Source organism: Empedobacter sp. GD03797 (assembly GCF_029842105.1).
GTDB lineage: Bacteria > Bacteroidota > Bacteroidia > Flavobacteriales > Weeksellaceae > Empedobacter > Empedobacter falsenii_C.
Window position 1 is genome coordinate 287,701 of the sequence record NZ_JAOCFS010000002.1, and the last position, 15,098, is coordinate 302,798.

The 15,098-nt window shown below is 33.0% G+C and carries 12 protein-coding genes; all 12 read left to right on the plus strand.

Translation table 11 applies throughout. The features are described 5' to 3' along the window. Positions 1–4 precede the first annotated feature (4 nt). Genes N5D90_RS03335 through N5D90_RS03390 form a run of 12 tightly spaced genes read left to right on the plus strand, consistent with a single transcriptional unit; the run spans position 5 to position 15,055 of the window. On the plus strand, positions 5–1,828 hold the full coding sequence (locus tag N5D90_RS03335) for a RagB/SusD family nutrient uptake outer membrane protein (protein ID WP_280061548.1): 1,824 nt from the start codon (positions 5–7) through the stop codon (positions 1,826–1,828). A 12-nt stretch (positions 1,829–1,840) separates the two neighbouring features. After that, positions 1,841–3,529 (plus strand): DUF4957 domain-containing protein, encoded by a 1,689-nt coding sequence (locus N5D90_RS03340; RefSeq protein WP_280061549.1) that lies wholly within the window; start codon positions 1,841–1,843, stop codon positions 3,527–3,529. Positions 3,530–3,543: 14 nt separating this feature from the next. Then, a complete protein-coding gene (locus N5D90_RS03345; RefSeq protein WP_280061550.1) occupies positions 3,544–5,754 on the plus strand; it encodes a pectinesterase family protein in 2,211 nt (736 codons plus the stop codon). Between the two features lie 30 nt (positions 5,755–5,784). Next, on the plus strand, positions 5,785–6,768 hold the full coding sequence (locus N5D90_RS03350; RefSeq protein WP_280061551.1) for a DUF4861 family protein: 984 nt from the start codon (positions 5,785–5,787) through the stop codon (positions 6,766–6,768). Between the two features lie 10 nt (positions 6,769–6,778). Further along, a complete protein-coding gene (locus N5D90_RS03355) occupies positions 6,779–7,993 on the plus strand; it encodes a glycoside hydrolase family 105 protein (protein WP_280061552.1) in 1,215 nt (404 codons plus the stop codon). 5 nt (positions 7,994–7,998) lie between these two features. Further along, positions 7,999–9,627 (plus strand): glycoside hydrolase 43 family protein, encoded by a 1,629-nt coding sequence (locus N5D90_RS03360; protein WP_280061553.1) that lies wholly within the window; start codon positions 7,999–8,001, stop codon positions 9,625–9,627. Next, the gene (locus N5D90_RS03365; RefSeq protein WP_280061554.1) at positions 9,627–10,439 is read left to right on the plus strand and encodes a rhamnogalacturonan acetylesterase; all 813 of its coding nucleotides are present in this window, start codon (positions 9,627–9,629) and stop codon (positions 10,437–10,439) included. Before N5D90_RS03360 ends, N5D90_RS03365 begins: the two co-directional genes overlap by 1 nt. Then, positions 10,439–12,106, plus strand: a complete 1,668-nt coding sequence (locus tag N5D90_RS03370; RefSeq protein ID WP_280061555.1) for a glycoside hydrolase family 28 protein — start codon at positions 10,439–10,441, stop codon at positions 12,104–12,106. The genes N5D90_RS03365 and N5D90_RS03370 overlap by 1 nt, the downstream gene beginning before the upstream one ends. Then, positions 12,090–12,992: an alpha/beta hydrolase gene (locus N5D90_RS03375; RefSeq protein ID WP_280061556.1), complete on the plus strand. Its 903-nt coding sequence runs from the start codon at positions 12,090–12,092 to the stop codon at positions 12,990–12,992. Before N5D90_RS03370 ends, N5D90_RS03375 begins: the two co-directional genes overlap by 17 nt. Further along, a complete protein-coding gene (locus N5D90_RS03380; RefSeq protein ID WP_280061557.1) occupies positions 12,989–13,963 on the plus strand; it encodes a pectinesterase family protein in 975 nt (324 codons plus the stop codon). The genes N5D90_RS03375 and N5D90_RS03380 overlap by 4 nt, the downstream gene beginning before the upstream one ends. A gap of 1 nt (position 13,964) precedes the next feature. Beyond that, positions 13,965–14,711: a rhamnogalacturonan acetylesterase gene (locus N5D90_RS03385; protein WP_280061558.1), complete on the plus strand. Its 747-nt coding sequence runs from the start codon at positions 13,965–13,967 to the stop codon at positions 14,709–14,711. Between the two features lie 2 nt (positions 14,712–14,713). Next, positions 14,714–15,055, plus strand: coding sequence for a cupin domain-containing protein (locus N5D90_RS03390; RefSeq protein ID WP_280061559.1), 342 nt, complete (start codon positions 14,714–14,716; stop codon positions 15,053–15,055). Positions 15,056–15,098: the final 43 nt, after the last annotated feature.

The window sequence follows — 15,098 nt, forward strand, 5'->3', positions numbered from 1 at the left end:
AAAAATGAAAACAAAAACATTTATAAAAATATTAGGCGTTAGCATCGTTTTATTAACAACAACATCATGTGATGATTATTTGGATGTTAGTAGCCCTTCCAACACTTCCGAAATAGAAGTTTACAACGATGCAAGTTATACCTACTCCGCTTTGGTTGGTGTATACAATCAATTGGCTGGTGACAATGGTTACGGAAACAGAATTTCTTCTATCATTGGACAAGCAGCTGATGATTTCAAAACATCTGGTGATTACAATTGTAATGATCGTCGTGGAATTAGTATGTATAATGCTTGTCCTACAAATCCAGAATTAGACAAACCTTTCCGTCAATTATACACAGGAATTGAAAGAGCGAATTTATTAATCTATAATATTCCGACATCTGATATCTACAAATCTGGAAGTGATAGCGACAAAAAGTTAATGGACAGATATTACGGAGAAGCATTGACGTTAAGAGCGCAATATTATTACGAATTAATCCGAAACTTTGGAGATGTTCCATTTCAAGATAAACCATCTTCTCAATACGAACATATTTTCCTTCCGAAAACTGATCGTGATGAAGTGTATGAGGTTTTATTAAATGATTTAGAAACAGCTTCAAAAGTTATTCCTTGGAGAGCCGAATCTGGAGATCCTACAACACGTATCACAAAAGCTTTTGTGAAAGGCTTACGTGCTCGTATTGCACTTGCTAGAGCTGGATATTCACTAAGAAGACAACCGATACAGATGGTTAAAGGAGCAAATCCAGAAAAATATTATCAAATTGCTCGTAACGAAACGTTTGACATTATGCAACAACGTGGAAGCCATAACATCAATCCAAATTACGAAGATGTTTTCCGTGCTATTCACGAAGGTCGCATGGATAACACAAACGAAATGATTTTTCAAGTTGGTGCTTTCGGTGGAAATGCACGAACAGATAGTAAACTTGGTTATTACAACGGATTGCGTCATAACGCAGCTTCTAAATGGAATGGTGGCGGTGGAATCAATGCTTTACCAACTTATTTTTATGAATTTGATAAATATGATCAAAGACGAGATGTCACAATCAATGCATTCGAAATTAATGCTGATGATTTAACACAAGTGGTAAAAATTGATGCTTTAACAGACGGAAAATTTAGAAAATCTTGGACAAAAGTAACAGGTCCTTCTCAAAATGTTGGAATCAATTGGCCAATTATGCGTTTTGCAGATGTTTTATTAATGTTTGCTGAGGCAGAAAATGAATTAAACGGTGGACCAACAGCTGCTGCAATAGATGCTTTGAGAGAAGTTAGAGCTAGAGCTTATGCAAACAATCCTGATAAAATGCCTGCAGTTACAGCGAATGGCTACCAAGGATTTTTTGAGCAAATTGTACACGAAAGATTATTGGAATTTGGTGGAGAATCTATCCGAAAATATGACTTAATCAGATGGAATCTTTTAGGTCAAGTAGTAACAGAAACTCGTGCTAAATTGCAAAATTTATTAGATGGAACGGGAGAATATGCCAATGTACCTAAATACATCTATTACAAAATTGGGAAATACGATCCAACACAGACAGCCCAAAAAACTGTTTTGAGTTTAGATACTTATTTTGTTGGAAATGATAAAACAGAATTGTTCTACACTCCTTCTGTTGCTTCTACTCCAACGGGATATACACGCATAAACTGGCAAACAGGAATGGCTGCAACAATGATTAACGACGAGCGAAAAGGTTGGTTACAATATTACAAACCAAATCATTCAGAATTGTTACCAATCTATCAAGATATCATCAATACAAATTATAATTTAACACAAGATTACGGATACTAAAACACAATTATTATGAAAAAAACTTTTTGTAAAATATTGATTATAGGAGCAGTATTACTTTCTGCAAATGCTGTAATCTCTTGTAATGATGATGAATTTCAATCAGAATCTAACGATCCAATGAGAATGTTTACACCATTGTCTTTATCTGTTGAAAATTTTGAAACAGAAACAAAAGTCACTTGGTCACCTTCTCTATACACTAATAATATTGACGAAACTTACACAACAGAGGTTTCGAGCGATTCGTTGTTTACAAATCCAAAAGATATCATTTTAACTAAAAAAACAGATTCTGCTGGAGTTGTTATTACGGATCAAGAAATTCCCGTGAGAAAAAATTTCTTTATACGTGTTAAAACAAATGCTTATGAAAACAGACCAGAGTCTCACTGGTCTGTTAGTAAGCGAATTAAAATTATTGGAATCCAAATTTTGCATCCTATTTATGATCCAAATATTCTGGAAAATCAAGCAACGGTTAGTTGGGACGTAACTTCTGGAGTAACTGAATTGAGATTTCAAGCTTATACCCAAGTTTCTGGTCAAGATCCTGTTTATGTTGGCGATCCTATTGTAAGTCAAATCACAAGTAGCGAAGCAGCTGCTGGACTTAAAACAACAAAAGGACTTAATCCAAGCACACGATATACAGTCGAAATTTATAAAGGAAATACAAGCGTTGGTTCTCAGAATTTCACGACAAAATCATCTACAAGTTATAGTGTTATTGCTAACTCTGGCGATGATTTAATCACCTTGATTAACAATGCAAAAGATGGTGATATCATTGGATTAAATCCTGGAAAATATGATTCTGGCGATAAATTATTCACGATTAATGCGAAGAAAATTTCATTGATTGGAATTTCTGGAAATCCAGAAGACACAAAAGTTTCTTTCAAAGAATTTACGTTAAATGATACTGGAGCTGGTTTACATCTAAAGAATATCGAATTAGATGGAAGCGCAAATACGGCAGATTATTTAATCAATTTGACAAGCAACAGTAGCAATGGTGCGAAGGCTAATTTTGCAAATGTATCGATTGAAAATTGTGTTGTAAGCAATGTTAAAACCTCAGCTTTCAGAGCAAATAGAGGTCCAAATAGCGGATATGTAATGGATAAATTTGAAATTAAACATTCTTTCTTCAAAAATTTCCCAGCTTCATCTTACGGATTTTTACATTTAGATAAATTAGTTTTTAACGAAGTTAATATCGAAAATTCAACATTTACAGAAGTTGGAGATTTATTTATTCGATACAGAGAAAGCATTACTACGCCATCTGCAAACGCAACAATTAATGTCAACAATTGTACGATTAACAGTTTTGGACAAAGTTCTTCTTTTCCTCTATTAGACAACAATAACGTGCCTATCAAAGCTAATTTTACCAATAATATTATTGCAAATTCGCCAAGGGTTGGAGGAAGTTTATCGAGTAATAATTTAATTCGTTTAGCGACTTCAAGTACAGCTGTTTTTACGTTCAACAATTTCTATAATTTAACGAATGGTAAAGCTGCTGATTTACAAAAACTTGTTTTTCCAACTGGAGTAACTTCTACAAATAATCAAGAAAATGCTCTAAATTGGACAAATACAACAATTGATTTTACATTACCAGTCAATTCTCCATTAAGAACTGCATCTTCTACAGGTGCTGCGATTGGAGATCCAAGATGGTGGAATTAATTAAACGATAAAGAATGAAATCACACATCGCAATTACATTTATATTTTTAATTCACTCATGTTTATTTGCACAGAATTTACCTGCTTTTCCTTCTGCCGAAGGATATGGCAGGTATAGTTCTGGCGGACGAGGTGGAGAAGTCTATATTGTCACAAATCTCAACGATTCTGGTAAAGGAAGTTTACGATACGGAATTCAGAAAAAATTGAGCAGAACAATCGTTTTTGCTGTTTCCGGAAACATTGTATTACAATCACCTTTGGATATTAATTACGGAAATATTTCTATTCTTGGACAAACTGCTCCTGGAGATGGAATTACCGTTTCAAATTATCCTGTAACCATCAAATCTGATAATGTAATTATTCGTTACATGAGATTTCGTTTAGGCGATTTAGCAAAAGTAGAAGGTGATGCTTTAGGTGGTCGAAATGCACAAAATATAATTATAGATCATTGTTCGGTAAGTTGGGCTACAGATGAAAACATCTCGTTTTATCGTGTCAAAAATCTTACAATTCAATGGTCTATCATATCAGAAGCTCTTAATAAATCTGTCCATATAAAAGGAGCGCATGGTTATGGTGGAATTTGGGGTGGTGAGCCTGCAAGTTTCCACCACAATCTAATTATGAGTAACAATAGTCGAAATCCTCGTTTTAGTGGTTCAGAATCAACGGTGAATCCTGAAGATGAAATGGTTGATTTTCGTAATAATGTAATTTATAATTGGGGCGCAAATTCTATTTATGGTGGAGAAAATGGAAAATATAATTTGATTAATAATTATTTCAAATTTGGTCTAGCCACAAAACATAAAAATAGAATTGTAAATCCTTCTATTCCATATGGTAAATTTTATGTCAACGGAAATTTTGTAGAAGGTTATGCTGATATAACAGCAAATAACTGGAATGGCGGTGTACAAGCAGATGAGCCATTAAAAGCAAAAGCTGAAACTGAATTTGGTAAAAATGAAATTATCACTCATTCTGCTGAAAATGCCTACAAAATGGTTCAAGCACATGCTGGAGCAAGTTTAAAACGCGATGAAGTTGATAATCGATTAATTGGTTATTTAACAAACGGATATCCAAAAAATATCACCGGAATTATCGATAGTCAATCAGAAGTTGGCGGATTTCCTACGTTAAAAACATACAATATTCCTACAGATACAGATCAGGATGGAATGGACGATGAATGGGAGAAAAGAAATAATTTGAAAGTTGGTATTAATGATGCAAACGGTTACAATTTATCAAGTCAATATACCAATTTAGAAGTTTATGCAGAATCGTTAGTTTCAGAAAAGATTAATTCAGCAAATAACAAAGTCAAAGATTATGATTTTATTGTAGCAAAAGATGGTTCAGGGCAATTCAAAACTATTCAAGAATTAATCGCAGCACTACCCGATTTTAGTCGAGTTCCTGTAAAAGTTTTGATCAAAAATGGAGTTTATAAAGAAAAAATTACTTTACCTCCTTCTAAAACAATGATTAATTTTATTGGTGAAGATCAACACAAAACCATTTTGACATATGATGATTACGCATCAAAATTAAATAATATTGGTCAAGAAATTGGAACATCTGGTTCGGCTTCATATTTTATTTTTGGAGACAATTTTTCAGCCGAAAATATAACATTCGAAAATAGTGCAGGCGAAGTTGGACAAGCTGTTGCTGTTCGCGTTGATGCAGATAAAATAAAATTTACAAATTGTCGATTTTTAGGAAATCAAGATACGTTGTATTTGGTGAAAAGCGGAAGCAGACAATATTTTAACAACTGTTACATCGAAGGTACAGTCGATTACATTTTCGGAGCAGGAACCGCTTATTTTGAGAACTGTCAGCTAAATAATAAAGGGAAAGGATACATTACAGCGGCATCAACGACAGAAGATCAGAAATACGGTTTCGTTTTCGAGAATTGTAAAATTTCAGGAAACAATCAAGATTCTCATCATTTGGGAAGACCTTGGCGACCTTTTGCTCAAACTGCTTTTATCAATTGTGACATGGATTTGTCTGTTAAAGCAGAAGGTTGGAACAATTGGGGAAAAGTTGCAAATGAATCTACAACACGCTACTCCGAATACAAATCTACTGGTAAACATATCGCAAATAAAAGAGTTAAATGGAGTCGTCAATTAACTGCTCAAGAAGCTTTAGCATTCTCTAAAAAGAATGTTTTAGGTGATTGGATCGTCAATTAAACTCCTTACTAATTTTAAAAATTAATACGTATGAAAAAAATTATTGCCACAATAACAACATTAATCCTTGTCACTTCTTGTAGTAACAGATTGGTTCAACATGAAAACAATGGATTTACCTATTCAGAAATTTCTATAAAAGAAGGCGGAAAATGGGTAGATGGAAAAAGAGGTCATAAAGAATATGAAGGCGGAACATTTCGAAATGTACAAGAACATACACTTGATCCTCAACATACCGATCATGCTTTTGATATTCGATACGAAGGTCCAGGTTGGGAAAATCAAAATGTTGGTTACCGCTTGTATTTGGATTGGAGAAATGCGGTTGATATTTTTGGAAAAAAAGTGAAAACACAAGTTTTACAAGATGTTGGACAAGATGGTTTTGATTCTTATCACGAACCTCTTCCTTGGGGACAAGATATCTTGAAAGCTGGTAAATCGCTTGGAATTGGTGGTTTTGGACGATTAGTGAATGATACAGTTGCGCATTTGCATCAAGTTGAAAACACATATATCAAAATAAAAAACAGTAAAAATGTTTCGAGTTTTGAAATTGATTATTCTAAATGGAAAACTGATAATCATACAACAGATGTAAAAGCGAAAGTTTCAATTTATCCTTATGATCGTTTTTCTAAATTTGAATTGAAAACTTCTGTCTTAACGAATGGTTTAACAACTGGTTTGGTGAAATTCAAAAATATTCCGTTGAAGCAAAAGAAAAGCTTAAATGGAAATTGGGGATATATCGCAACTTACGGAAAACAAACTTTAGTTGACAAAAATGATTTGCTTGGAATGGCAATTTTCTATAAATCGGATGAGGTAGAAAAATTAGTTGATGGAAAAGATGATCATTTAATCGTTTTCAAACCGACAACCAAAACAATGACATATTATATTTTGGCAGCTTGGGCACAAGAACCAAATGGACTTAAAAATGAAACTGAATTCTACAATGATTTGAATTCGAAATTGGTTCAATTAGAAAAGTCTAATCGTTTATAAATAGTTGATGATGAAAAACATTTTAAAAACAACGGTTTGTGGTTTGATGATAATCTCGAGTACGTCTTGTATCAGTCAGAAAAAAAATACAGAAGATATTCTTGTCAATCCAAAATTAAAATGGTCAGAACGAATGGCAATTTCAGAGACTATTCGTTTCCCTGATCCTACGCTTTTAGATTTTCAAAAAAAACCACGTTGGAGTTATACAAATGGATTGGTTTTAGACGCTATGTACAAAGTATATGAGCAAACAAATAATCAAACGGTCTATAATTATATCTACGATTATGCAAATAGAATGATTGATTCGAACGGAAAAATTGATACGTATAAATTCGAGAATTATAATTTAGATATGATCAAATCTGGTGATGCAATTTTTGATTTATATGAAAAAACAAAAGAAAATCGTTTCAAAATTGCAATGGAAACGTTGGATAAGCAATTAGAACAACAACCAACAACAACGGAAGGCGGATATTGGCACAAAAAAATCTATCCAAATCAGATGTGGTTAGATGGTGTTTATATGGCCGAACCTTTTCATGCAAAATATGCAACAAAATTTCAGAGCGCAACAGAAGCGAAAAAATCTTACGATAAAATTGTTTTACAATTTGACTTAATCGAAAAATATAATCGCGATCCAAAAACTGGTTTATATTATCATGGTTGGGACGAAAGCAGAAAAGAAAAATGGTCAAATAGTACAACAGGCCTTTCTCAACACTTCTGGTCGAGAGGAATGGGTTGGTACGGAATGGCTTTGGTTGATGTGTTAGATTATTTGCCAAAAGATTATCAAGGTCGTGATAAATTAATCAAATACCTTAATCAATATGCAGAAGCGATTGTGAAGGTTCAACATTCTTCGGGGACTTGGTATCAAGTTTTGGATCAAGGAAATAGAACAGGTAATTATTTGGAAGCGACGGGTTCTTCGATGTACGTTTATACGTTAGCGAAAGGTGTTAACAAAGGTTATTTGCCAAAATCATACATGAAAAATGCCAAAAATGGATTTGAAGGAATTTTAAAAGAATTTATTCAAGTCGATGAAAAAGGTATTGTAAGTTTAGAAAAATGCTGTGCTGTTGCTGGTTTAGGAGGAAATCCTTATCGTGATGGTTCTTACGAGTATTACATCAATGAAGAAATAAGAGCAAATGATCCAAAAGGAACTGGACCATTTATATTAGCTGCATTAGAATTAAATCGTTAATCACCATGAAATCAACATTAATTCTCCTATCATTATTAGGATTAAATTTCTTGCCAATACACGCTCAAAAATCAAATGTTTGGGTATCAGATTTAGGAAACGGAACGTATAAAAATCCTGTTTTATATGCAGATTATTCTGATCCTGATGCAATTCGTGTCGGTGATGATTTTTTCATGACGGCTTCCAGTTTTAATGAAGCGCCGGGTTTACCAATTTTACATTCAACTGATATGATTAATTGGAAATTGGTCAATCATGCCCTACCCGATGTTTTTCCTATCAAACATTTTAGCACGCCAAAAAGAGGTGATGGTGTTTGGGCGCCGAGTATCAGATTTCATAACAACGAATATTATATTTATTGGGGCGATCCAGATTTCGGAATTTATATGGTCAAAACCAAAAATCCATTTGGAAAATGGGAAGATCCTGTTTTAGTTGAAGAAGGAAAAGGTATTATTGATACGTGTCCGTTTTGGGATGAAGACGGAAATGCCTATATCGTACATGGTTGGGCAGGAAGTCGCGCTGGTATAAAAAGCCTTTTGACAATCAAAAAAATGAATGCGGAAGGAACAAAAGTCTTAGATAAAGGAAAACATATTTTCGATGGACACGAAAATCATCCAACTGTCGAAGGTCCAAAAGTCTATAAACGCAACGGTTATTATTATATTTTTGCTCCTGCAGGTGGTGTAGCAACTGGTTGGCAATTGGTTTTACGTTCAAAAAATATTTATGGACCTTATGATGAAAAAATTGTTTTAGAACAAGGAAAATCAACTGTCAATGGACCTCATCAAGGTGCTTGGGTGGATACAAAAAATGGAGAAGATTGGTTCTATCATTTTCAAGATGCGGACACTTACGGACGAATTGTTCACCTTCAACCGATGAAGTGGATCAACGATTGGCCATTTATTGGTATCGATCAAGATAAAAATGGAATTGGAGAACCAGTTTTAACGTATAAAAAACCTGAAATTTCGAATAAATCTGAAATTATAAATCCTTCGGAAACGGATGAATTTAAAGGAAACGATATCGGATTACAATGGCAATGGAGCGCAAATCCTTCAATTGTATGGTACAGTAAATTAGCAAACCAAAACTTTCTTCGTCTTTTCTCGATCAAAGTTCCTGAAAATTCGAATAATCTTTGGACAGTTCCTAATTTGTTAACGCAGAAATTTCCTGCACCAAATTTCACAGCTTCAACGAAAGTAAAACTTACGCCTGAAGATGCTACAGAAGAGAAAACTGCTGGTTTATTAATCATGGGAACAGATTATCAATCTTTGGTTATTACAAATAAAAAAGATGGCTATTATTTACAATTGATTCGTGCAGAAAAAGCAGAGAAAAATAATCCAGAAAAAATTCTATCCGAAGTAAAATTATCAACTAATGAAGTTTTCTTGAAAGTAAAAGTGAGCGAACCAAACGGAATTTGTCAATTTAGTTTTAGTGAAAACGGAAAAAAATATACATCAATCGGAGATCCATTTCAAGCTAAACCAGGAAAATGGATTGGAGCAAAAGTTGGTGTATATAGTATAAGTTCTCAAGATGCGAAACGTGGTGGTTATGCTGATTTTGATTGGTTCAGAATAGATAAAAACGAGAAATAATGAAGACAAAACAATTTTTATATACCTTGATTTGCTTCATTACTTTGTCAAGTTTTTGTCATGCACAAAAAGGAAAATCTATCACCATTTTCTTAATCGGAGATTCAACTGTTGCAGATTATACAGGCGATTATGATCCGGATAAAAACTATATGAAAAACAGATATCCAATTGCTGGTTGGGGACAAGAATTTCAACCATTTTTTGCAAAAGATAGCATACAAGATGTAAAGCATTTAGCGAATAAAAATATCATCGTCAAAGATAAAGCAAAAGGTGGTCGAAGTACGCGTACTTTTTTTCAAGAAGGTAGATGGCGAGAGGTTTATTCACAACTAAAAAAAGGTGATTATGTGTTGATTCAATTTGGACATAATGATGCCGCCGAAGATAAACCAGAACGATTTGTAAACTTAGAAGGTTACAAGGAATTTTTGAGATTATATGTGGATCAAACGAGAGAAAAAGGTGCAATTCCGATTATTCTAAGTCCTGTTGCGAGAAATTATCCTTGGAAAAATGGAAAGTTAGAAAATGTACATGGCGAATATCCATTTGTCGCAAAAGAAATTGCAAAAGAAAAAAATGTTGCATTCTTAGATTTGAATCAATTATCAATGGATTTTTTTAGCCAAAAAGGACAAGAATATGTAACAAAAACCTATTTCATGAATTTTGAAGCGAATTTGTTCGATGCTTATCCAAATGGACAAAAAGATAACACACATTTTCAAATTGCAGGTGCAAAAGCTATCGCATCAATTGTTTTCAAAGAATTCAAAACTATCATTCAAAACAAAAACATTAAATAATGAAAAAATACATAAAACTACTTACAGTTGCCTTAGCGATTGTTTGTTCTACTCATTTATCAGCTCAAGTTGATGAGAATATTTACAAGGATATTGAGTTCAATATGCCGAAAGTAAAAGAAACTTCGTTTCCAAATCGTGTTGTTTCAATTGCACAATATGGTGCAAAATCGGACGGGATTTTCAAAAATACAGAAGCAATCAACAAAGCTATTTCAGAAACAAGTGCGAAAGGTGGAGGAAAAGTTGTTATTCCGCGCGGAATTTGGTTGAGTGGACCTATCGAAATTAAAAGTAATATCAATTTACATTTAGAAGATGGCGCTTTATTGATTTTTAGTAAAGATTTTAACGATTATCCTTTAGTTGAAACAAGTTTCGAAGGATTAAATACAACGCGTACTGCTTCTCCTATTTCTGCTAAAAATGCGCAGAATATTGCGATTACAGGAAATGGAACAATCGATGGAAATGGTGATGCGTGGCGTTTTGTAAAGAAGGGTAAAATGACAGATTCTCAATGGAAAAATCTAGTTGCGTCTGGCGGAGTTTTATCAGATGATAAAAAAACGTGGTTTCCAAGCGAAGGCTCTAAATTAGGTTATATCAGCAGTTCTAACTTTAATGTTCCTGATAAAATTAGCAAAGAAGATCTAATTAAAGTAAGAGATTTTTTACGTCCAGTAATGGTTAGCATTGTTAATTCGGATCGTGTACTTTTAGATGGTCCAACGTTTCAAAATTCACCTGCTTGGAACATTCATCCATTAATGAGTTCGAATATTATCATTCGAAATTTGAATGTTAGAAATCCTTGGTATTCGCAAAATGGAGATGGATTGGATTTAGAATCTTGTAAAAATGTGTTGATTTACAACAATACGTTTGATGTGGGTGATGATGCAATTTGTATCAAATCTGGAAAAGATAAAGATGGACGCGATCGTGGAATTCCTACTGAAAATGTCATTATCAAAAACAATACGGTTTATCATGCGCACGGCGGATTTGTAATCGGTAGCGAAATGTCTGGTGGCGTTCGTAATGTTCATGTTTCTGGTGCAACTTTTATCGGAACAGATATTGGTTTAAGATTCAAAACAACTCGTGGTCGTGGTGGATTAATCGAAAATATTTACATCTCTAATATTGATATGATTAATATTCCTGCGCAAGCAATTGGTTTTAACATGTTTTACGAAGGGAATTCTCCGATTGTAGAAGATGATCAAAATGCGGATGACGAAAAAAGAAATGATAAAAAAGTTCCTGTAACTGAGGAAACTCCTACAATTCGAAATATATTTTTCAAAAATATTAATGTTGTAAGTTCTCACGAAGCCTTGTTTATCATGGGACTTGCGGAAATGAATATTAAAAATATTGTGGTTGAAAATTCAACTTTCGACACGAAAAAAGCTTTAAGTATTATTGACGCTGATGGAATTCAACTGAAAAATGTAAAATTCAATTACAAAGACGGAAAAGCAGTCACAATTTTTAACAGTAAAAATGTTGATTTAAGCACTACTGAATTCAAGTCTGCTACAACTCCAGAAATTAAGATTATTGGTAATGAATCTGATAAAATCAAGTTACCAAAAGCATTTGATAAGAAGAATGTAACAAGTTCTAAAGAAGTCAAAAAGAATGCAGTTATCAATTAAAAAGATTTTGTTTGTTTTTATGATGCATATGGTGATAGCCTTCGGTCAAGTTGAGAGACCGAAGGCTTCGCCTTATACAATCGAAACGACTTACGAAAAATTAAAGAAAAATTATCCTTTTATTACGCCAATTTCTTCTAAAAATTTCGAAAATATTAATGCGTTTGAGGATATAATTTATCAAGAAAAACATCAATTAAAAGCAGATATTTATCAACCAAAAAATCAAACTAAATCCTCTATAGCAATTGTTCTTGTACATGGTGGAGGTTGGATTTCGGGTAGCAAAGAAAATCAAAAACCAATGGCTCAAGCTTTGGCTTCGGCTGGTTTTGTAACCATGGCTATAAATTATAGATTAAGTGATGTTGCAAAATTTCCTGCTCCTTTAGAAGATATGGATGATGCAGTTAATTATTTGAGAAAGAATCGCAAAAAATATAAACTCGATCAATCTAAAATCGTTATTCTTGGCGCTTCTGCTGGTGCTCAATTGGCAACACTTTACGGCGTAAAATCAAAGAAAATTGCTGCAATTATTAATGTTGATGGAATTGTTTCTTTTATTCATCCCGAAGCTGAAGAAGGGTCTTATGCTAGTTATTTTTTCGGTTATACGAAACAAGATAATTTTGAACTTTGGAAAGAAGCTTCGCCTTTGGAATATGTGAATTCTAAAACGCCTCCTACTCTATTTATCAATAGTTCGCAACCAAGATTTCGAGCTGGTAGAGATGATATGATGAAAAAATTAAACGATTATCATATTCTAAATGAAGCACACGAAATAGAGAATTCGCCTCATTCTTTTTGGTTAATGAATCCTTGGTTTGATGAAACGAAACATTACATTATTGATTTTTTAACGAAAAGATTTAACAAATGAAAATCATTCAATTCATTTTTATAGTTTGTTTACATTTCATCTTTATCAATGTAAATGCTCAATACAAAACAATTACTGTTGCAAAAGATCAACAAGCAGATTTTACATCTATTCAAGAAGCGATTAATTCTTTGAGAGATTTAGGACCTGATCAAGCGTTGATTCTTGTTAAAAATGGTGTTTATCACGAAAAAATTAGAATTCCTTCTTGGAAACATAAAATAACAATAAAAGGAGAAAATTCGGAGAAAACTATTATCACGAATAATGATTTTTCTGGAAAAATTGATGGTTTAACCAATCAAAAAATGACTACCTATACTTCCTATACTTTTTTGGTTGAAGCAGATGAAATACAATTAGAAAATCTTACGATTCAAAACGAAAGTTGTAACCAAGGACAAGCAGTTGCGTTGCATGTGGAAGGCGATAAATTTGTGGCAAAAAATATTCGATTATTAGGATGTCAAGATACATTGTACACTGCAACAAATAGAAGTCGTCAATATTATCAAAATTGTTATATCGAAGGAACGACAGATTTTATTTTTGGTGAAGCAATTGCCGTTTTTGAGCAATGTATTATAAAAAGTTTGGCTAATTCTTACATTACAGCTGCTGCAACACATCAAGATCGAGAATTTGGTTATGTATTTTTCAATTGTAGCCTTATTGCAGAAGACAATTTGACAAAAGTTTATTTGGGAAGACCTTGGCGTCCTTTTGCCAAAACAGTTTTTATACATACCGAAATGGGAAAACATATTCTTCCTATTGGCTGGAACGAATGGAAAGGTGATGCAATGTTTCCAGATAAAGAAAAAACGGCTTATTATGCAGAATATAAAAGTAAAGGTTTAGGAAATAATCCTCAAAAAAGAACAAATTGGTCGCATCAATTAACCGAAAAAGAAATACAAAAATATACCATCGAGAATATTTTTAACGGATGGAATCCAAAACAAAATTAACATGAAAAAAATAATTTTATCAACGATTTTATGCTTGTTTTTTAGCATATCATTCGCACAAAAAAGAACCTTATTCCTTGTTGGAGATTCGACAATGGCGAATAAAGAAAATCCAACTAAAAATCCTGAACATGGCTGGGGACAACTTTTGCCTGAGTTAATGAATTCTGATTTAGAAATTCAGAATCATGCGACAAATGGAAGAAGTTCGAAAAGTTTTAGAACAGAAGGAAGATGGAAAAAAGTTCAGAATCAATTGAAAAAAGGTGATTACGTAATTATTCAATTTGGACATAACGATCAAAAAATTGAAGATTCTGTTCGTTACACAAACCCTGTCACTCAATATCGCGCAAATTTGGAACAATACATTACAGAAGCAAGAGCAAAAGGTGCTATTCCGATTTTAATGACTTCTATTGTTCGTCGAAATTTTAATGAAAAAAGCGTTTTGGTTGATACACATGGTTTATATCCTTTGATTGTGCGAAATGTTGCAAAAGATTTGGATGTTCCGTTTGTTGATATGCAATATTTAACAGAGAAATTGGAAATAAAATATGGTCCAGAAAACTCTAAAAAATTGCATTTACATTATCAACCAAATGAAATTGATTATTATCCAAAAGGTAAAGACGATGATACGCATCTATCAAAACTTGGAGCCGAAGAAGTTTCGAAATTAGCGGTTAAAGAACTGATCAAGCTAAATATCGGATTGGAAAAGTATGTAAAAAAATTCAAATAAGAATGGAATATAAAAAAGATTTATTTTTTGATGGGAATTCTGAATGGGAAAATTTGGAAAATGGAATTAGTCGACAATTTATCGGCTATAATTCTCAGATCATGATGGTTATTGTAAAATTCGATAAAGATTCAATTGGTATTTTACATCAACACTTTCATTCACAAATTACTTATGTTGCAGAAGGTATTTTTAGTGTAACAATTGATAAAGAAACAAAAGTCTTAAAAAAAGGTGATGGTTTTTTTGCACAACCAATGGTAGAACATGGTGTTATATGTTTGGAAGAAGGTATTTTGATTGATAGTTTTAGTCCTTATCGCGAAGATTTAAAACATAAATAATAATAAAAAAGACCGTAAAAACGGTCCTTAAAAATAGATTATA